The following is a 20,426-nucleotide window of genomic DNA, read 5'->3' on the forward strand; positions in this document are numbered from 1 at the left end:
GGTCAGCCCTGCGGGTTGGCCGGGCCGTGCGGATCGCCGCTTTCCTGCGCCTCGACCTTCGCTGCGGCCGCGGCAGCCGCGGCGGCGGCACTCCGCGCGCGGGCGCGGTTGCGCGCCATGGCGGCCGCGAGCAGCAGCAACAGCAGCACGACGATCGCGATGGTCGGGATGCCCCAGCCCGCCCAATGCCGCGTGAGCCAGGCGCGCTGATCGTCCACCGGCGGCACGCCGCCCGCGTATTGCGTGTCGAACTGCTTGAGCACGCCCGTGTCGTCCACGATCGCGACGTCGCCGCTCAGCAGTTGCAGGCTCGCCGGCAGCACCGGGGGCGTTGCGCCCACGCTGCGCCAGACGATGCCCGGCGTGCTGCCCGAGCGCACCACTTCGATGAGTCCGATCTTCGAGAGGCCCGTCATGTCGACGAGCGTGGCGCCGCCGCGGCCCTTGAGCGTGAGACGCTGATCGCTGAAGCTCGCGTGGCCGTCTTCCTTGTCGAGCACCACGTCGAGCGCGAGGAACGGGCCGGCGGGTTGCGCCGCCTGGCCATGGCTTACGACCTGCGTCGCGGCACGCGTGGGCGCAATACCCGCCGCGTTTGCGAGGCGCGCGACACGCGGCAGCGTTGCGAGTGGATCGGCAAGATAGGCGTCGGGCACGAGCACGTTCGCCTCGCGCGAGTAGCGCGCCACCATGCCGGCAAAGTCCTCGGGTAGCGGCCCCTCTCCCAGCACGAGATAACTGGTGGGCAGCACCGCAGCCGGATAGCCTTCTTCGCGCGGCCGGCAGCCGCCGGCAGGCTGGCGCTGGAACAGCACGCGCAGCGTATTGACCGAGGCAAGCGCGTAGGCCGGAATATCGGCGCTCACGCGCTGCGCGCGGCCGTCCGTATCGAGCAGATGCGCACCGATCAGCACGCCGTTGAAGAAGATCGACGCAGTCTGGCCATTGCGATCCGCCGAGGGCGCGGCCGCAAGATCGAGCACCACGCGGCGCGGAATCTTGCCGTTGCCCGAAACGGCCGCGAGATCGAAGTTGGCCTCCCACGCGGCGCTCGTCAGTACGTTGAGCGTGCGCGGCGTGCCGCCGATCAGCGAGAGCGCGACCTGGTCGCTGTCGCCGCCCGCGCTCAGATTGGGCGAGGCCGCGACTTCGTGCACGATGAAGCGGTTCGCCACGTCGATGGGCGTCCAAGTGCGCGAGAGCGCGCTCACGCCAAGGCTGTCGCCCACCACCACGGCGGGCAGGCCGCCCAGGCGTGCAAGCTGCACCTCGCCCTTCGTGAGCGGCGCCGCAAGCAGCCCCGCCGCGCGGGCGCGCCAGGCGTCGAATGCGCCGGCGGCGTCGGCCGATACGGCGGTGACCTGGGCACGCAAGGCGTCGAGCGCTTCGTTTGCATGTGCGCGCAACGTTTCATCGGCCACCACCACGTTGGGCGCGAACGCGCCCGGGGGCGCCAGCGCGATCAGCGCGCCCAGTTCGGCCGGACTGGCGATCTTGTGCTGTCCGCCCGCCGCGAGCGCCCCGAACGCCGGCACCGCCTGCAGCGCGCCCGGCACGCTCAGGCTGCCGAGATCGACGGTGTCGCCCACCGCCGGCATCACCTGCGTCACGGGTGTCGCCCCGCCGCGCATCAGCAACGCTTCGAGGCGCCATGCCACGTCGTAGGCATTCGCGTCGAGCTTCGCACTACTTATTATGATTACAGGCTTCGCGGGCAATGCACTCCAGGCCGTGCGCACGTCGTGGATGGCCGACGTATCGAACTGGTAGGTCAGCCGCGTGGTGGGCGCGACGCGCCAGAGATTGCCGATGGCCGTCTGGTCCGTACAGTACGTGTCGTTGAGTACCGACGACCACTGCAGCCCCACGCGCACGAAGCCCGAGGGGCGCGGCGCATCGTCCACGCCGAGATTCACGGAGCCGTCGCCCTGCGCGTCGGTGAGGTTGCGCGCCTGCACCGGCGAGCCGTCGAGCGAGAGCACGAAGGTGGTGCGTCCGCCGTTGCCGCGCAGATAGTTCGCATCGAGCTGCAACGCGGCGTTGGCGATCGGCAGGCCCACGGGCACCGGAAAATAGAGTTCCTGCACCGCATCGGGGGCGCGCAGCACGAGCGGGTCGTGCACGCCGAGATCGGCGAGCGAAACGCTGCGCGATTCGACGCGCCCCGCCCCGAGTTGCGCAAACGCGCTGGCAAGGTCGCCGGGCGCCGCGTGCGCGACGTCGCAGAGCGCGGCAAGTGCAATCGCAGCCGCAAACCCTGTGCGGCAAAGCGTGCGCAAGCGCTCGTGCGCGGTGTCGTCGCAATGCGAAGTCAGCTGAAATCTCACGTGTTACTCCCCATGGGGTCGGCGCGATGCGGGCCTCGCGCAAATCGGGCAACGTCACGGCAACAGCAAGGAAACTTCAAGGAAACTTCGAAGAAACTTGAGACGGACCGCTCAACAACATCAGGAGAACCAGGCGGCCGCGCTGCACGATCGCAAGCGTGCGGTTGCATCGGGACGCGAGGCCTGCATCAATCCTGCGGTTCCGGCGTCTCGCCGCGTTCCGCCAGCACGGGATGCCGATAACCCGGCAGCGCGCGGCTCGAAAACTCGGTGAACGGCTTGCCGGTCAGCGCGGCAACGATGCGCTCCGACGCATGCCCGTCGCCATACGGATTCACGCGGCGTGCATAGGCCCGGCGCTCCTCTTCGTTGTCGACGAGTTCGAGCACCGCGCGCTCGATGGCCGCGCGGTCGGTGCCGATCAGCTTGACCGTGCCGGCCGCCAGCGCTTCGGGGCGCTCGGTCACGTCGCGCATCACGAGCACCGGCTTGCCGAGCGCGGGCGCCTCCTCCTGCACGCCGCCCGAATCGGTGAGCACGATGGCCGCGCGCTGCATGAGGCGCACGAACTCGGGATAGTCGAGCGGATCGGTGAGATAAACATTGGGCGCATTGCCGAGCTTGGCGAGCACCGGCCCGCGCACATTGGGATTCAGATGCACGGGATAAACGATCTGCATCTTGCCGCTATGCGCGAGCGCGGCGAGCGCCGCGCAGATATGCTCGAAGCCCTCGCCGAAACTCTCGCGCCGGTGGCCCGTGACGAGCAGCAGCGGCCGCCCGCCCTCCTGCGGTTCGAGAAAAGGGAACTGCGCGTCGATCCCTTCGCGCAGTGCGGTGTCGCTATCGAGCCGGGCACACATGAGGCGCAGCGTGTCGATCACGGTGTTGCCCGTGATGATGACGCGGCCCGTGAGCGCTTCGGCCTGGAGATTGGCCTTCGAACTGGCCGTGGGCGCAAACAGCAGATCGCTCACCACGTCCACCACGCGCCGGTTCATCTCCTCCGGCCACGGTTCGTACAGGTTGCCGGTCCGCAACCCCGCTTCCACGTGCCCCACCGGAATGCGCCGGTGAAAGGCGGCGAGCGAGCCCGCCATGCTCGTGGTGGTATCGCCGTGCACGAGCACGCGGTCGGGGCCGACCTCGGCCAGCACGTCGTCGAGGCCGGCGAAGAGGCGCGCCGCGAGGCCATTGAGCGTCTGGTTCGCGGTCATGGCCTGGAGGTTGTGCGCGGGCACGATGCCGAACAGGTCGAGCACCTGTTGCAGCATGCTCTGGTGCTGGCCCGTGACGCAGACGATGGACTCGACGCCGGGCTCGGCTTCGAGGCGCTTGACGAGCGGCGCCATCTTGATGGCTTCGGGCCGCGTACCGAATATCGACAGAATGCGCACGTTCAGGCTTCCTTCATTCATCCGGTAACCGGTGCAGGCGCGGCATCACTGCACGAACCGGCGATCCGCCGGCCCCTGCTCCGCGTCTCCCTTTTCCTTATGCACTGCTTACCGGCTGCTTTCGTGTCGGCTGTGTCTGCTTACACAGCTTGCAGGGCCGGTCCGGGCTACTCTACACGGTTCGCTTACATGAGGCCGCCCACGTGCCCGAAAGCATTCTAGTGTGCGATAGACGGCATGCACGCCAGATTGCACCGCGGCGCGCGGCATTGTTCAACGTTTCGATGTCGATCGGCCGCATTGTTGCCGGAGTTGCCGGATCGGCCCGTCAGTCGCCTGTCCCTGCGCGTCGCCCTCGGACCCATCATGCCACTCGCCGCGCGCCTCGGCCACCGTTCTGCCCCTTTCTATGCGTTTCGCGTTACGCTCTGCGCCATATGCCCATCCTCCGGAAGGCCCTCCATGACCACCAGCCAGGCTTATTCGCGCCCCGCGCGTCTGCTCCAGATCGCTTCGTGGATCATCGCGGTGCTGTTCGCCGTGTTCCTCAACATGCTCGGCGCGCTCGTGATACGCGACCTCATGTTCGCCCCGCGCGGTGGCCCGCCCGAGCCGCAGCAGTATGTCGACCAGACCGCGACCGCACCGCTCGAGGCGAAACTGCGCGACCTTCAACGCGAACACGAGGCACTCGACGACAAGCTGCAGACCGTGCGTGCCGCCCATGAGCGCGCGAGCGCCGACTACCGCAACGCCAGGGAGAGTTTCCGCAACTGGATTGCCACGCGCGAGGCCACGGGCGACAGCCGCAACGATCCCGAACTGCTCGCGCGTACGCACCAGCTCGACGCCTAGCAGGCCACGGCCATGGACTGGCAGCGCCAGCTCGATGCGCTCGCCGACCAGCAACGCGCGCTCGATACGCAAACGGCGCAACTGCGCACGCAACAGGACGCCGCCCAGCAGGTGGCCGACGCACGCTTTGCCGCCGCGGAACGCCACTACGAACTCGTTGTCTTCGCATGGCGCCTCGCGCTCACGCTGCCGGTGCTGCTCGTCGCCGTCTGGCTCGTCGTGCGCCACCGCAAGAGCCGCTACTGGCCCTTCGTCTATGGCTTCGGACTCTTCGCGCTGAGCGCGTTCTTCATCGAGCTCGTACCTTACCTGCCCGACTTCGGCGGCTACGTGCGCGTGCTCGTGGGCATCGCGCTCACCGTGTTCGCGGGCGTGTACATGCTGCGTGCCTTTCAGCGCTACGTGGAAAGAAAACGTCTGGAAATGCAGCAGAGCCAGAGCGAACGGGCCCGCGCCATTGCGGACGAAAAAGCCATCGGCGCGTACCAGAAGAAGCTCTGCCCGTCCTGCGACAAGGCCTGGAACCTCGGCGGCGAAGAGGTCTCGTTTTGTAGCCAGTGCGGGCTCGGGCTCTTTACGGTTTGCCCATGCGGCGCGCGCAATTTCGCGTTCTTTCCGTTTTGCAGCCAATGCGGCGAGCCGGTGCAGCGCCCGCGCGAAAGGGCGCAGCCCTGAGCCGCAGGCGCACTCGATAGCCGCGGGCGCATTCGATAGCCGCGTGCCGGAGTTGATGCACCTCGGTCTCGCTGAAAACGACCGGCGCTTCTCGGGCTACGACACGCGCCTGCTGCGCCCCGAGACCATGCCGAAGCGCGTGCGCTTTGGCCGAGCCTCGCGCTACGCTTCATGCACGACAAGAAGCCGTGAACACAAACGACCGCGCCGCGAAGGCCGTTCGAAGCCAGTTCTAGCGCGGTGAAACGAGCCGCCAGCGCGCCGTCGGCGCACTCGGGCGCGCGCACAGGCTCAACGCGGAACGCCCGGTCATTGCCGCCGTCATGTCGCCGCCCTCACCGCGCCGATGTCCATGCTGACGCCGCGCGCCGCAAAGCGCTGCCGCGCGCTTGCGCGAGCGCCAGTCACTCCACCTGCGCCGCCGCACGGCCGCCTCCCGGTTGCGCTTGCGGCGCGTGGCGATGCGCGTGATGGATCGCGACGATCCCGAGCAGCGAAACGCATGCGGGCACGGCCGCGGCCATGAAGAGCGACGCCGACGACCAGTGCAGATGCATCAACGCTCCGCCCAGCACCGGCCCGACCACGGAGCCGATACGACCGACCCCGAGGCTCCAGCCAATGCCCGTCGAGCGCAACGAGGTGGGATAGTAGGTGGCCGCCAGCGCATTGAGCGCAGGCTGGCCGCCGATGATCGAAAAGCCGGTGAGAAAGATCGCCACGAACATGGCGACGACCGAGACCATCACGGCCGGATTGCCGATCGCCGCCGTGGCGACGATGGCGATCACGAACGTCGTGGCAAGCACGCGCGTAAAACCCGCGAGGTCGATGATGCGGCCCAGCAGCAGCGTGCCGATCACGCCGCCGCCCCAGAGCGCGGTGCCGGCCAGCACGGCGGTCTGCGTGGAGTAGCCTGCGTCGCGGATCACGGTGGGCAGCCAGTTCGACAGAAAGTACATGTCCAGCAGATTCGCGAAGTTCACGACCCACAGGAGCAGCGTCACGCGCGCGCGGCCTTCCTTGAAGAGCTCGACGAACGGTACGCCGCGGGCGCGCGTTTCGGCAGTCGTGAACGTCGTGTCCGCGGTCAGCGCCAGCGTGGGCGCCACGCGGGCGAGGTTGCGGCGCACGCGCGCCTCGGCATCGCGGCCCTTGCGAAAGAGCAGGAACTGGATCGATTCGGGCAGCGCGATCCCCATCAGCACACCCATGACGAGCGGAATCGCGCCGCCCACGAAGAACACGGCGCGCCAGCCGAAGGCCGGAATCAGCGCGGCGGTGATGAGTCCGCCCACCACGCCGCCCACCGTGAAGCCGCACGAGACGATCATCATGAGGGTCACGCGCACGCGGCGCGGGCTATACTCGCCCGCGAGCGCCATGGCGTTGGGCATGATGCAGCCGAGCCCGAGCCCCGCCACGAAGCGCCAGGCAATGAGTTGTTCGATCGACTGCGCGAAACCCGTGGCCAGCATGCAGACCGAGAAGAACAGCGTGGCGCCGATCAGCACGGGGCGACGGCCGATCTTGTCGGCGAGCGCGCTGAACGTGAGCGAGCCCACCAGCATGCCGAAGAGGCCCGCGCCGAACACGGGCGCGAGCGTTTCCTTGGGAATGCCCCATTCGCGGATCACCACCGGCGCGACATAACCCATGGCCTGGACGTCGAAGCCGTCCATGACGAGACACATCGCGCACAGCACCACCACCAGCAGTTGATACGGCCCGAACCGGCTTTCGTCGATGACGCCGGTCACCTCCACGGTCTTGCTCATGAAAAAGTCTCCATTCCACCTATGTCGTTCTAATGTCGATCCCGGCGCGTACGCCTAGAGTTCGAGTATCACGCGCCGGCCCTTCGCGCGCGAGCAGCAGGTCATCATGCGCGTGTGGGTCTCGCGTTCGGCGCGCGTGAGCACCACGTCGCGATGATCGATCTCGCCCGCGAGCACGCGCACTTCGCACGATCCGCACAGGCCCTCCTCGCAGTCGCTCTGAACGTCGATGTTCGCGCGCCGCAGCGCATCGAGCACGCTCTGGCCCGCCGCGACATTCAGCACGAGCCCCGAGTCCTTGAGTTCGACTTCGAACGCATGCTCGTTCGCAGGATCGAGCTGGCTGGCGCTCGCCGCAAAATGCTCGACGCGCAACGCGTCGTCGGGCCACGCCTCGCTGCATGCCGTAAGCGCATCGAGCAGGCGCGCCGGACCGCAGGCATAGACGCGCGTGTGCGCATCCACGACGAGCGTGCCGAAATCGTGCCGCGTACCCTCGTCGGAAACATGCAGGTGCAGCCTTTCGCCGTGCAACTGCGCGAGTTCGTCGATAAAGGCCATTGTCGCGCGCGAACGGCCGCTGTAATGCAATGCGTAGTCGATGCCGAGTTCCTTCGCGCGACGCGCCATCGCGCTCACCGGCGTGATGCCGATACCGCCCGCGACGAAGATCGCGCGGCGCCCTTCCTCGTCCAGACGAAAGTGGTTGCGCGGCCCACGAATTCTGAGCCGCATGCCCTCGCGCACAGCGTCATGTATCCATTCGGAGCCACCCCGGCTCTCTGTTTCGCGCAGCACCGCAATCTCGAACGCCAGCGTATCGGCCGGATCGCCGCACAGCGAGTACTGGCGCGAGAGGCCGGTGTCGCCGCATTCCACGTCGATGTGCGCGCCCGGCGCCCAGCGCGGCAGCGACGCGCCCTCGGGCGCGACGAGCCGCAACCGCACGATGCCGTTAGCCGCCGTGCTCACGCGCTCCACGATTACCGGACGGGCCAGCGCATGCGTGGACGGTTCGCCGATGCGCACGGCGCCCTGCCGCTCGGGCAGCGTGGCTTGCCTGCGCTCCGGATTCTGCGCCGGGTCCCACTCCACCCAAAGATGCTCCGGCCCGCGAAACGAAGTGTTCGGTACGTAGCTGAACGACTGCTCGGCAAGCCGCATGTGCGGCAGACGGCGCGTAAAGGCTTCGAGAAAGATCTGCATCTCCATGCGCGCGAGGTTCTTGCCCATGCATTGGTGCGAGCCATAACCGAACGTGACATGGTCGCTCGAATTCTCGCGGCGGATGTCGAAGCAATCCGCGTCGGCAAAATGACGCTCATCGTGATTGGCCGACGACGTGACGATCAAAAGCTTCGCGCCCGCCGGAATATCGATGCCGCCCACCTGGGTGTCCTTCGTCGCGAGGCGCCGCCACGCCGCCACCGAGCCGTTGTGACGCAGGCATTCCTCCACGGCGTTCGGGATCAGGCTCGGGTCTTCGCAGAGCTCGCGCCAGGCGTGCGGATGCTGCAGAAGCAGCTTCATGGCATTGGCGGTGGCGTTCGCCGTGGTCTCGTGCGCGGCCACGATGCCCGCCATCATCATGGAATGCAGATAGGAGTCCGTGACGATTTCCGGATATTCCTTCTGCTTGCGGATGCCGTACTGCATCCAGCCGGGACCGTCGGGGTTCTGGCGCATCTTCTCGAGCACCTTGCCCGCGAACTGCCAGAAGTTGCCCACCGCGTGCGCTACCGCCACCTGCTCCTCGGGGCGCGGCCGGCCCCACGTATTGACGGTGTGCGCGATCGAGTACTGGCGCATCAGGTCCATGTCTTCCTCGGGCACGCCGAGGAAATGAAGCGCCACCGTGAGCGGCACTTCCCAGAGCATCTGGTCGACGAGATCGGCGCGGCCGGTGTCGATGAAACGGTCCACGTATTCGCGCGTCAGGCGCCGCACCATCGGTTCGTGGTGCTTCAGATGCTCGGGCGTGAACGGCTCCATCAGCACGCGGCGGCGCGGCATGTGCGCGGGTTCGTCCTCGTTCACAAGCGTGCGGTTCATCGCGTAGCCGTACGAGGCCAGCACGGCGTTCGCTTCCGGCCCCGTGGGCGTGATCTTTTCGAGCGCGATGGAGGGGCTGAAGGTGAGGTTGTCGCGGAAGATCGCCTTGATGTCGTCGTAGCGCGTCACCACCCAGTAGCCCAGTTGCGGGCTGTAGAACACCGGCTCCTGCTCGCGCGCCCAGCGCACGTATTCGGGCGGGTCCTGCTGGTAGCCGTCGCTGAACGGGTCGAACGCCGCGGCGTTCGCGCTGACCGGGCAGCCGCCTGCGGCCGCTGCCGCGCCATGGGGAAAGGGGCAGCCTCCCGCCCGGGCCGCGGTGGTCTCGGTGGCTTCACTCATGGACTTCCTCCTGCCTGCGCAATGCATTTTGCGTAACTCTAGTACGCATTGCGTAATTCAGAGATAGGGGTTAACCTGAAATCGCGCTGGTGCTGCGCGACTTCTTCCGCCACTTAGAATCGCTGCATGAAAACCGTCCCCGCTTCTTTCCCTTCTTCCGACCCCGCTTCGTCGCCCACGTCCGCTGCGGCTGCGGCTGCCAAGACTGGCCGCGCTGCGAAAACCTCGACGACAACGACAGCGGCGACGTCGACGGCTGCGACGGCCACCCGCGAGCGCCGCCAGCGCGTGCAGTCGGCGCAAACCGGCATGGCCGTGCTCAAGGGCCTCGCGCGGCTTGGCGGCCGGGCGAGTCTCACCGGTCTGGCCGCCTACGTAGGCGAGAGCCCCGCGAAAGTGCACCGCTATCTGGTAAGCCTGATCGAGGAAGGACTCGTGACGCAGGACGCGCTCACGCAGCAATACCGGCTCGGGCCGGAGGCGATGATGATCGGCGCGGCCGCGATGCGTCAGGCCGATCCGGTGCGGATTGCGGAACCCGCACTCGTGAGGCTGCGCGAGCAGCTCGAAGTGACGGCGTTCGTCGCGGTGATGGGCAACAAGGGACCGACGATCATCCGCTTCGAGGAACCGGGGCTGCCCGTGACCGTGAATGCGCGAGTGGGATCGGTGATGCCGCTGCTGTGGTCGTCCACGGGGCGCGTGTTTCTGGGCCTGCTTGAAGATAAACGCGTGCTCGCGCTCGCCGAAGAAGAGCTCGCGCACGCGGACGCGTCGCTGCGCGCGCAGCTTGACGCCGCCGATCCGATCGGCGAGCTGCGCCGCTGCGTGCAGGCCATGCGCTGCGCGTCGGTCAAGGATACGAATCTCAAGGGGATCAGCGCGGTCTCCGCGCCGCTCTTCGATCACGCCGGCAAGGTGTGCGCCGTGCTCACCGCGCTCGGCGCCACGGGCGGCTTCGACGCCTCGCCCGACGGCCCCATCGGCGAGGCGCTGCGCCGTGAAGCCGCCGCGGCGAGCGCCCTGCTCGGCTATCTCGATGCCGCGACGGCGCACACGCCGCCCGCGACCGTCGCCGGCAAGCGCTAACGCGCTGCTTGTGCGAGCGGCGGTTTGCCCGCCTGCGGCTTGAGCGCGTAACCGTCGTTGAGCGTCTTCAGGAATGCGATCACGTCGTCGATGTCGTGCTCGCTCCAGACCGGCTTGTCGCCCTTCTTGTAGGTGAGCGGCGCGTCGATGGTGTCCACGTTGCCGCGCTCGGCGGCCGGCAGGTCGTCGAACTTCACGACATGGCCCGTGCGGTCGTGCGAATACCACTTCTCCGGATTCGTATCGCGCTGCACGTAAAAGCGCAGCGCCTCGCGCAGCGTGTGGAAGCGGCCGTTGTGGAAAAACACCTCGCGCGTGGCGGTATTGCGCAGCGTCGGTGTCTTGAAGAGGCCGCACATCGTCTTGTCCTTCGCGAGATCGGTGCGCAGCGGTCCGCACAGACCTTCGTCGTAGTACGAAGGATCGCGATTCGCTTTCAGCTCCGGATTGCGCGGCACGCCGAGCGCCTCGAACTGGAAGTCCGTGAAGAGCGGATGGGCGCCGTTCACGCCAGATTGGTCGATGTGGCAGGACGCGCAGTTGCCGCTGTTCGGGTCGTCGAAGAGCTTCTTGCCGTGCAGTTCCGCCGCCGTGAGCTGGGCCCGGCCGTCGAGGTAGTCGTCGAACTTGCTCGTGTAGGGGTGAAAGTCCGGCTCCTCGAGCTCGTAGCGCTCGACGGCCATCATCGCATCCTTCAGCGCCGCGTCCGGCGCGTCGAATACGGTCTCGCCGAACACCTGTTTGAAGCGCGCCGCGTACGGCCCATGCGCGAGCTTCGCGACCACCGAAGCGGCATCATGGTTCGCCATTTCGTCGGCGTTGAAAAGCGGGAACGTGGCCTGATCGTGCAGGTGATCGAAGCGGCCGTCCCAACCGAAGCCGCCCGAAGGCGAGCTGTCGTCTTCGAAACGCTCGCCGAGGCTTGCCGCCTGCACGTGTGTCCAGACCGGCGTGCGGTTGAGCACGTAGCGCAAGGTGGGCACGGCGCGCGTGCCCTGCGAGTGCAGGTCCGGGCCGCCTAACTGGGCCGCAAGGCCGTTGGGCGGACCATAGGCATGCGCCGGGCTATGGCAGCTCGCGCACGACATGCGCCCCGAGGCCGAAAGCGATTGATCGTAGAACAGCATCTTGCCGAGCGCTGCCGTGTCGCTCAGGACGGCCGGCGTAACCGCATGCTGGGCGGGCTGCGCCTGCGGAGAAGGAGACTGCGCGAGCGCAGGGGCCGCGCCCGCCACGCAAAACGCCGCCACCGCGGCAGCGGTGGCGGCAAGCGCAGCCTTGACGGCGCACTGCGCCGTCGTGGTTGCAAAAAACGCGGACATGATTACAGGTTCGTGAAGATGTCGTTGCCGAAGCCCACAAGCCCGGTTTGCCCGGCGTAGCCCAGGTGGCCGAGGCCGAAAATGTCCTCGATGCTCTTGAGCATCGAATAGTGGTTGTACTGCGCCGTCGAAACGGTGCCCGGCTTGATGAACTTCGAGATCATCACCGCGCCGGTCTGGTCGCCGCCGTAGTTCGCCTTGGTCATGACGAGCGAGATCGTGCCGAGCGAGGACGGCAGGCCCGGAATCGAGCTGGCCGGCAGCGTGCCGTAGGCCGAGGACTGCGGGAACGCCGCGAGGTTCGGGCCCGGCTGCTCGCTGCAGCAGGTGCTGCCCGAATAGGTGAGCGTGAGCGTGGGCGGCTTCGAGCTCGTGTTCAGCGATTCGCTCGCGTAGCTGCTTTCGTCGAAGTTGATGATCAGCAGACCGTCCTGCTTGAACGCCGCCGACGACGTGATAATCGGCACCCACTTCTGCAGGAAGGTGTTCGCGCTAGTCAGGCCGCCCGGCTGGCCGTTCACGCACGGCGAATCGTGGCCGTCGTCGCAGAGATTCGGCGTGATGAAGTTGAAGTTAGCCGTCGTCGCGACCGACTGCAGGTCGTTCTGCAGGTTGTTCAGGCCCACCACGTTCGTCTGGCAGTCCGACGAATCGATGATCGAGTGGAAGTACATGAACGGGTCGTGACGCGTGGCGTACTGGTCGCCCAGCGGCACGGCCGCGCTCGGCGCTTCGGCTTCCTGCGTGAGGTCTGTCGTGTTCAGCGTGGGGTGGCCGCAGGTTGCCGCTTCGCGCGACGGGTCGTTGCCCATGTCCTCTTCGTAGCCCTTCCACGTGAAGCCGGCAGCCTTCAACTGGTCGGGCAGCGTCTTGACGCTCGCCGGAAACACGCAGCCCGTGCCGATCGCCTGACCGTCCGACGTCGTGCCGGACATGTTGTAGTCTTCATAGGTCGTGCAGTCGTTGTCGGTCTGCGGCGTCGGCGCCTGGCCGCTCAGCATCGAGATGTAGTTGTCGAGGCTCACGTGGCCGGTGCCGTAGTAGTTCTGCACGAGCGCACCCTGGGCTGCGAGCGTTTGCGCCAGATACGGCGCCTTCGTGCTGGAGCCGAAGGTGGTCGCGTAGTTCTCGTTTTCGAGCGTGATGACGAACACGTGGCGAATCTGCTGCTGGCCCGTGAGCGCCGTGGACGAACCGCACGCGCTCACGAAAAGCGCAGCGCAAAGCGCGGCAAAGAGGGTCGCGAAAAGCGCCCAGACCTTGCCTGAAAAACGTACAGCCATGGAAGTCCTCTGGATTGTCGAATCGTTATGGGGATTGTCGTGGTTGCCCGCCCCATGCGCGGTGGATAGGGCCGCGCAAGCTTAGGGACGGGATATGACGGCGACGTGAAAAATCGGCCCCAAATACCCGAAATATCGGGTCAACGCGAAATATCAGCATGCTTGCGCACGCAACATGTTTGGTTGTCCATGGGCGAAACAATATGGACCTCATGCGGCGTTCTTGATGAGCGCGAAACGCCTCCCTGCACGCGTTTTCTCCCTCACCCTTCGCGGGGGGATATCATGTGCATTCGAATCCATCTATGAAACAAGCGAATCACATGGCCTCTCCCCAGGAAAACGTCAGCATGGCGGTGTTCTGCGACTTCGAAAACGTCGCGCTCGGCGTGCGCGACGCAAAGATCGACCGCTTCGATATCAAGCCCGTGCTCGAGCGTCTGCTGCTCAAGGGCAGCATCGTCGTGAAGAAGGCCTATTGCGACTGGGAACGCTACAAGGGCTTCAAGGCCTCCATGCACGAAGCGAGCTTCGAACTGATCGAAATTCCGCACGTGCGCCAGTCGGGCAAGAACTCCGCCGATATCCGTCTCGTGGTGGACGCGCTCGACCTCTGCTATACGAAGTCGCACGTCGATACCTTCGTGATCGTGAGCGGCGACTCGGACTTTTCGCCGCTCGTCTCGAAGCTGCGCGAAAACGCGAAGAAGGTGATCGGCGTGGGCGTGAAGCACTCCACCTCCGACCTGCTCGTGGCCAACTGCGACGAATTCATCTTCTACGACGACCTCGTGCGCGAAGCCGCACGCGACGCGAGCCGGCGCGAGGGCGCGACGGGTGCGAAGCGCCAGGGCGGCGAGGAACGCCCGGCCAAGGCCGAGAACGACGAGCGCGACGAACGTGACGAGCGCAAGGCCGAAGAGCGCAAGTCGAAGGCCATTGCGCTCGCGGTGGAAACGCTCGACGCCCTCGTGCTGGAACGCGGCGACAGCGGGAAGATCTGGGCGTCGGTGCTCAAGAGCGCCATCAAGCGGCGCCGGCCGGATTTCAACGAAACGCGCTATGGATTTCGCGCGTTCGGCAACCTGCTCGACGAAGCCCAGGCGCGCGGGCTGCTGGAAGTGGGCCGCGACGAGAAGTCGGGTACCTATGTCTCGCGTACGAGCCCGCCTGCGGCGGGCGATGCAGCCGAGACGACGGCTCCTGCGGTAGCGGAAGAAGCCGCGCCCACGCGCAGCGACGAATCGCGCGGGCGCGGCAAGGGTCGCGGCAAAGGCCGGCGCGACGAACGCAATGCCGCGGGCGGCGCAAAGCACGGCGGCAAGGGTCGCGAAGCCTTGGGCGAAGCGCAGGCGAACGAAGCGTCGCAGGTCGAGGGCGCCGTCGCTACGCACGGAGGCCACGCTGCTGCGCAGGCGAAGCAGCCGCCTCTGCCGCTTTTCAGCGAAGCGCCGCCGGCGCCCGCGGTGGAGGAGACCGTCTCCTTCGAACAAGCCGAAGTCGCCGTGCAGCAGGACGCCCCAGCCGAGGAAGACCGCCCGGCTACGCGTCGCGCCCGCAAGACGGCTTCGCGCAAGACCACGGCACGCAAGACTGCGGCTGCCGCGCCAGCAAGCGAAAACGTTGCCCCCGCTGCACCGGACGCTACGGCCGACGCCACCGATACCGCAAAGAAACCTGCACCTGCGAAGAAGGCCGCATCACGCGCGCGCCGCCCGCGCGCCAAAGCCGCCACTGCGGCCGCAGACGAAAGCTGATTGCAAGATCGACCCGCACCGCTGCTCGCCAGATCCGCAGGGAAATCGGCGAGCGACGGTGCGAGCAAAAAATCAGGCGTCGCCGAACGGATTCCCGGAACGCTTTGGTGCAGGCGCAGCCGGCGCCTCGCCTCCAGACGGATCGCTCGGTCCAGCAGCTTTGGCCTCACCGAAGGGATTCGACGCCTTCGTCCGCGCAGCCGACTCACCAGGCTCACCAAACGGATTGGCCTTGCCCTTCGGCCCTGCGGTTTCGCCGAACGGATCGGCCTTCGCCGCAGTTCCCGCCGCGCTGCCGAACGGGTCCGTCTTGCCGGCGGGAAGCGTGTCGCCCGACGCGTCGTCATCCACCGAGAGGTTGTATTCGGCCTGAACGCGGGCCACCACGTCGGCAATCACGGCCTCGAAGCCCGCCGCGTTGCCGAAGTGCTTCATCGTCCAGTTGCAGCCGCTGCGGTCGGCCGGCTGAAGCTGCGGACGCGGCACGACGAACTTCACGCCGTCTTCGATCGCTTCCTGAAGCTTGTGCAGGCGCCGGCTCACCTCCTCCTGCAGCCGCGAGGCATTGAGTGTCTTACGCAGCATCGGGACCTCCTCGTTCCATTGCCCATGGGGAATCGAAGAGTCTAGCGCAACGGCATCAGAAGAGCGTGCGCAGCCCCACCCGCACCGCCACCGACGAGGGCCCCGTACCCACATAAAGGCCGTTCACGAACACCGGCGCCGCGCCGCCGCCGAGGAACACGGGCGCGGCCCCGCCCGTTGCATGCAGCCAGGTCGTGCTCGCGTAGACGTCCACGGTCTTGGAGAGCGCATAGTCGCAGATGGCCGTGGCGTTCACCCATTTCTGCGATCCGAGCTTGCTGTACCAGGCGCCCGCCATGAGTGTCGTCGCGGGGGTCGCGAAGTACACCTCGTTTGCCTCCCAGGTGAGCATCGAGCCGCTGTCGTCTTCGATGCGCAGGCGCGTATCGGTCAACAGCAGGCGCGTGAGGCTCGACCCGTAGCGGTAGCTGCCGCCCGCCCCCAGCGACTGCACGTTGCTCGCGAGCACAGGGCCGGCCGGCAGATCGGGAAAGAACGTCGTGCCGGCCTGGGTCGGTCCGTTCAGGCCGAGATCGTGGGTGTTGGTGTAGGCGAGGCCGAGGTTCAGCGGCCCGTTGACGTAGCGGGCGCCCAACGCGAACACGCGACCGGTGCCCGCACTCACCGATTGCGAAGGAAAGGCGTAAAGGCCGCCAAACGTTAGTCCTGCGAACGATGGCGACACGTACTTCACCGCGTTGTTGATATGCAGCGTGCCCGCGAGGTGATCGAAGTCGCCGGGGTGCCACGAATACTGGCCCGCCACCTGCCCCATGGCGAACTGCGTGAGGTTGTCCCAGAAGAAGTCGTATTGCTTGCCGAGCGTGAGCTGTCCCAGCGTCGTATTCGAAAGACCCATCCATGCCTGGCGGCTGAACAGCACGCCCGACTGCACCATGGTGCCCGAATAGAGATTGAAACCGTTTTCCAGCACGAAGACGGCGCGCGTGCCGCCGCCCAGATCCTCCACTCCGCGAAGACCCCAGCGATTGGACTGGATCGAGCCGTCGTTGGCCACGAACGTGCTGTGGCCATTGAGGTTGCTGAACCACGTCACACCCGCGTCGATGATGCCGTAGAGCGTCACGCTGCTCTGCGCATGCGCGGCGCTCATCGCCCCTGCACTCAATAACGCGGCGCACGCCGTCTGGATCGCGATCTTTTTCATTCTGTGTCTCCTGTTTTTTTAGGCAAAACGAGTCCCTCCCGTGCCTTCGGGATGTTTGCGCTCGGGAAAGTCCGGCCGGAGCCGAACGGTGAGGCGGCGTGTGGAGGCCTGTAGCGTCCTGTAGCGGCCTCTAGCCGCCAGGTGCGTCTCTAGCCGTCGAAGCGGTAGAGCATGGAATCCACGCCGAAACGCAGATCCGCACTGAGGCTGTTGGTCACTGCGAGATAACGCGTGCCCGCTTCGACGAAGGTTTCCGCCGAAGTCGCGCCACTGGTGGAAAAGGTTTCCGCGAGTTCGAACGTGCCGCCCGTCCAGCGAAACACTTGCGATTCACGCTCCACCACCGGCGCCTGCGGTATGCCGGTGATGAAGCACACGCGTACGAGATAGCGGCCACGCGCCCCCTCGATCACGCAAAGCTCGCGCCCCCCGGCGCCACCCAGACGCTGAACCTCGACGCAACGCGCGCCGTCGAAGCGGTAGAGCGTGGTATGCGCGAGCAGGTTGGCATGCACCATCCAGAGCGTGCCGCGGTCTTCGAAGAAGCGGAACGTGCGGCCTCCCTTCTCATCGAACGTTTGCTGAGACACGAAGCGCACGCCGTCCCAGCGCAACAGTTGCGAGCCGTCCACGTGGTCCGCATAGGTGAGATAGTGAGCTCCGTCGTGGCTCGTGAAATTCCAGTCGTAACCCCAGCGGCCCTCCACGGTCTGGAACAACACGAAGCGCTCGCCGTCCCACTCGTAGATGCAGGATTGCCGTGGATGCAACGCGTCGATTCCCTCCACCGTCACGCCTTGCGCAAGCGCGAGGAAGTACCGCTCGCCGATCGAGAACGCACGCCACTGCTTGGCCGCGAACACCGCGAACCGCTGTAGCACGGTCCATGCGCCGTCGCGCCATTCGTAGACCACGGCCTGGGTGTTGTAGTCGTAGGGGCCCCGGCCCGTGCGTATGCCCGCTGTCGCCAGGAACTGACGTGCCCCAATGCGGAAATACTCGACATCCTCGCCGCCCGCGAGCGGCAACGCCCCGCATTCGACGAACCGGCCGTCCTCCATGCGAAAGAGCGGCGCCTCGATATCGCTGTCACCGCCATTCATGTGCGCCGGCGTGCCCGGAATATCGCGCGCCATTTGGGCCACCGCGAGATATCGCGTGCCGTCGGCCTGCCAGCTCGCCAGCGCCCGCGCGCCGGTTGTCGGCAGCGACTGCAGTGGCGTCAGGATGCGTTCGTTCATTACTTCGTTCTCCTGTTTCTGTTTGCGCGGCTCGCGCCAGTGAAGCCTCGGCCTCAATGCCCGCCTTCGGCCAGCGCCAAGGTGCCGTTTTCGCCCGGCTCGGTATCTGCTGCCGTGGTTGCGCGGTGCCGCCAGCGGCCCGAGAGTGCGAGCGCCAACGCCGCAGCCAGCGCCAGCGCGGCGATCGAGGCAAAGAGCGGCTCGAACGCCATATGCCGGGCGAGCAGAACGCCGCCGACTACCGGCCCGATGATCGAACCCAGACGCCCGATCGCCATCGTCCAGCCCACGCCGGAGGCGCGCACAGCAGCCGGAAAGAGCCGGCTCGCGATGGCCGGAAAAGTCAGCTGGCCGCCGACGAGGCACGCGCCCGCAGCAAACAACATCGCGAAGACACCGCCGCCCGCCCCGATAAAGAACCCAAGCGCGCAAACGAGCACGCCCCCCGCGGCCAGCGCAAGCGCAACCGGTGTGAAAGGCTCGCGCCGCCGCACGCCCCACGAGAGCGCCAGGGCACCCGCAATCGCACCGAGGTTCAGTACCACGGCTCCAAGTGCGGCGCGCGCGGGCGGCACGCCGTCGAGATTGAGCATCGTGGGGATGAAATTCACGAGGAAACCCGAGACGATCATGCTCGCGAGCACCCCGCCCCACAGCGCGAACGCCGGGGCAGCCCGGCCCTCGGCGAGGACCGTGGCAAAGCGTGCGTGTCCCGCCCTCGCCTCGTGCGACACCCCGACCACCCGTTGCGACGGAATCAGCGCGACCACCGGGACCAGCATGGCCAGCGCGAACGTCCCGCCCATCAGGAACACGAACGGCCAGCCGTAGCGCATCATCAACACCGCCGAGATCGCGCCGCCTACCACCGCGCCCAGCGGGAATCCAATGAACATCAGGATAACGAAGGATGCGCGACGACGCGCGGGCACACATTCGGCCGTGATGGCCGCAACAGGCGGAATCGCGCCGCCCATGCCCAGTCCGCCGAGAAAGCGCAGCGCCGCGAGTTGCTCCGCCGACTGGGCAAACGCGCAGGCAAGCGTGAGCGTGCCCGTCACGAGGAGCGCCACGATCAGCACGGGCCGCCGCCCGAACCGGTCGGCGGCCGGCCCGGCGGCGATCGAACCGATCACGGTGCCGATGAACCCCGCGCCAAAGACGCGCCCGAGCATGGCGTGATCGAGGTGGAGCGTATGCGAAAGCAGTGGCGCAACGAACGAGAGCATCAACGTATCGAAGCCGTCGATCATCGAAACCGCGAAGCAGACCAGCGTGACGAGCACCGCGCGTGACGCGTTACCGTGATTCATGACCGTGTCTCCTTTCTGGCGGCGTCGTTGCGCCACCGTGTTATCAGCCTTTTTGCGGGGCTATGCGTGCCTCGCCCGCGGGTAATCGACATCGGTAAAGCCCGGAATCGGCACGCGCGCGGGGTCGTTGCCGTTGGCATGCAGCTGGTCGGTGATGTAGTCGGCCACGCAGTTCGACAGCAGCTGTGCAGGGTCTTCCATGATGCGGCGCAGGCGCGCGGTGGTGGCGCGGCGATCGCGGATATCGACGATGGGCGGCATGCCGTCCGCCGCGGCAGGTTCGAGGCAATAGCCCGGGTCATGCGGAAAGAGCTGGCGCGCCACGTCGATGCTTGCACGCGTATTGAGCCAGAGCGACCGATAGCCGCGTTCCAGTTCCGCGAGTCCCGCCGCATCGGGCAGTTGCGTCACGGAAAACGACGGCGCGTGCGGCGCGACCAGAATGCGCTCGGCCGCCATCGCCCGCTCCGACGCACGCCAAAGCAGGTAGCAGATGTTGTTCGACGCCCACGTCACGCCGGCCGTCGGGCGCCCGGAGCGGCCGCTCACCAGCGCCATGGCGCGCGTCCAGTCGATGCGTTGCGCGCGCAACCAGTTTCCGATGCGAAAAACGATATCCAGGTACGCGAGGCCGAACGTAGCGAACATGACGTCGTTCATCGGAATCGGCACGCCCGCGCCTTCCGCCGGCGCGAAATAGCGCGCGTTGAGCGTGTCGAACGTCAGCAGATCCGGCTCGCGCAAGACGTCCTCCAGCATCGCGGACGACACGGCGCAAGTGTAGTCCACGAGATCGACGATCTTCTGCTCGTGGCCCGCAAAACTCGCCACGTTCACGTAGTCGCGCCAGAGCGCGAGCGTGTTCGCGCGGCGAGTCTGCTGCGCATGTTCGAGCAGCCTCTGTGCCAACGCGCGCCACGCCGAATCGCCGCTTGCTGCGCCATCCAGTTCGCGCATGCGTGCAAGATAAGCCAGCGCGAGCGGCAGATGCGACACGGCCGTGAGCTCGATGAAACCGCGCGTGGACTTGCGAAAGCTCTCGAAGAGCGGCGCAGCGCCGCTACCCGGAAAAAGCGCGATATCCGAACCCGTGGACACGATGAGCGGATCGTGCGCCGCGAGACTCGCCATCTGCGCGGTCAGTTGCGCGCCGATACTCGCCGGGTCCGAGGTGAACGCTGCAAAAAGGCCCGCGAACGCGGGATCAGGCTGATAGTTCATGGTCTCCTCCTGCCGGCGCGC

12 protein-coding genes and 3 pseudogenes are annotated in these 20,426 nt (G+C 66.7%); 4 read left to right on the forward strand and 11 right to left on the reverse strand.

The window, feature by feature from the left end:
• Positions 1 to 2 precede the first annotated feature (2 nt).
• Together U5760_RS03500 and wecB are read right to left on the reverse strand one after the other, a co-directional pair.
• A complete protein-coding gene (locus tag U5760_RS03500; protein WP_322009618.1) occupies positions 3 to 2,327 on the reverse strand; it encodes a cellulose biosynthesis cyclic di-GMP-binding regulatory protein BcsB in 2,325 nt (774 codons plus the stop codon).
• A gap of 188 nt (positions 2,328 to 2,515) precedes the next feature.
• Positions 2,516 to 3,724, reverse strand: a complete 1,209-nt coding sequence (wecB, locus tag U5760_RS03505; RefSeq protein ID WP_322010022.1) for a non-hydrolyzing UDP-N-acetylglucosamine 2-epimerase — start codon at positions 3,722 to 3,724, stop codon at positions 2,516 to 2,518.
• Positions 3,725 to 4,186: 462 nt separating this feature from the next.
• On the opposite strand from wecB, the pseudogene U5760_RS03510 reads away from it, so the two are divergent.
• Positions 4,187 to 5,254, forward strand: a pseudogene (locus U5760_RS03510) (hypothetical protein).
• Between the two features lie 34 nt (positions 5,255 to 5,288).
• Positions 5,289 to 5,498 (forward strand): annotated as a pseudogene (locus tag U5760_RS03515) (hypothetical protein); the annotation flags it as partial.
• Positions 5,499 to 5,658: 160 nt separating this feature from the next.
• Here the strand turns inward: U5760_RS03515 and U5760_RS03520 are convergent.
• Both U5760_RS03520 and U5760_RS03525 read right to left on the reverse strand, forming a co-directional pair.
• Entirely contained in the window at positions 5,659 to 7,032 is a 1,374-nt protein-coding gene (locus tag U5760_RS03520; protein WP_322009620.1) for an MFS transporter, read from the reverse strand.
• 54 nt (positions 7,033 to 7,086) lie between these two features.
• Positions 7,087 to 9,426 (reverse strand): cytochrome P450/oxidoreductase, encoded by a 2,340-nt coding sequence (locus U5760_RS03525; protein WP_322009621.1) that lies wholly within the window; start codon positions 9,424 to 9,426, stop codon positions 7,087 to 7,089.
• A 126-nt stretch (positions 9,427 to 9,552) separates the two neighbouring features.
• On the opposite strand from U5760_RS03525, the gene U5760_RS03530 reads away from it, so the two are divergent.
• On the forward strand, positions 9,553 to 10,515 hold the full coding sequence (locus U5760_RS03530) for an IclR family transcriptional regulator (protein WP_322009622.1): 963 nt from the start codon (positions 9,553 to 9,555) through the stop codon (positions 10,513 to 10,515).
• Here U5760_RS03530 and U5760_RS03535 read toward each other — a convergent pair.
• Both U5760_RS03535 and U5760_RS03540 read right to left on the reverse strand, forming a co-directional pair.
• On the reverse strand, positions 10,512 to 11,837 hold the full coding sequence (locus U5760_RS03535) for a cytochrome-c peroxidase (RefSeq protein ID WP_322009624.1): 1,326 nt from the start codon (positions 11,835 to 11,837) through the stop codon (positions 10,512 to 10,514). The genes U5760_RS03530 and U5760_RS03535 overlap by 4 nt on opposite strands.
• Positions 11,838 to 11,839: 2 nt before the next feature.
• On the reverse strand, positions 11,840 to 13,120 hold the full coding sequence (locus U5760_RS03540; RefSeq protein ID WP_322009625.1) for an alkaline phosphatase family protein: 1,281 nt from the start codon (positions 13,118 to 13,120) through the stop codon (positions 11,840 to 11,842).
• A gap of 323 nt (positions 13,121 to 13,443) precedes the next feature.
• Between U5760_RS03540 and U5760_RS03545 the strand changes: the two genes are divergently transcribed.
• On the forward strand, positions 13,444 to 14,877 hold the full coding sequence (locus U5760_RS03545) for an NYN domain-containing protein (RefSeq protein WP_322010024.1): 1,434 nt from the start codon (positions 13,444 to 13,446) through the stop codon (positions 14,875 to 14,877).
• A gap of 327 nt (positions 14,878 to 15,204) precedes the next feature.
• Here the strand turns inward: U5760_RS03545 and U5760_RS03550 are convergent.
• From U5760_RS03550 to U5760_RS03570, 5 genes and pseudogenes are all read right to left on the reverse strand, one after another.
• Positions 15,205 to 15,462: pseudogene (locus tag U5760_RS03550) on the reverse strand (hypothetical protein); the annotation flags it as partial.
• A gap of 55 nt (positions 15,463 to 15,517) precedes the next feature.
• Positions 15,518 to 16,630 carry a porin gene (locus tag U5760_RS03555; RefSeq protein ID WP_322009627.1) on the reverse strand — a complete coding sequence of 371 codons (1,113 nt, stop codon included), beginning with the start codon at positions 16,628 to 16,630 and terminating at the stop codon, positions 15,518 to 15,520.
• A 149-nt stretch (positions 16,631 to 16,779) separates the two neighbouring features.
• On the reverse strand, positions 16,780 to 17,871 hold the full coding sequence (locus tag U5760_RS03560) for a hypothetical protein (protein ID WP_322009629.1): 1,092 nt from the start codon (positions 17,869 to 17,871) through the stop codon (positions 16,780 to 16,782).
• A 53-nt stretch (positions 17,872 to 17,924) separates the two neighbouring features.
• Entirely contained in the window at positions 17,925 to 19,184 is a 1,260-nt protein-coding gene (locus tag U5760_RS03565; protein ID WP_322009631.1) for an MFS transporter, read from the reverse strand.
• Positions 19,185 to 19,244: 60 nt separating this feature from the next.
• Positions 19,245 to 20,405: a DUF5624 domain-containing protein gene (locus U5760_RS03570; protein WP_322009632.1), complete on the reverse strand. Its 1,161-nt coding sequence runs from the start codon at positions 20,403 to 20,405 to the stop codon at positions 19,245 to 19,247.
• Between the last annotated feature and the right edge of the window lie 21 nt (positions 20,406 to 20,426).

Origin of the sequence: Paraburkholderia sp. J12 (assembly GCF_905220215.1) — a bacterium.
Classification (GTDB): Bacteria; Pseudomonadota; Gammaproteobacteria; order Burkholderiales; family Burkholderiaceae; genus Paraburkholderia.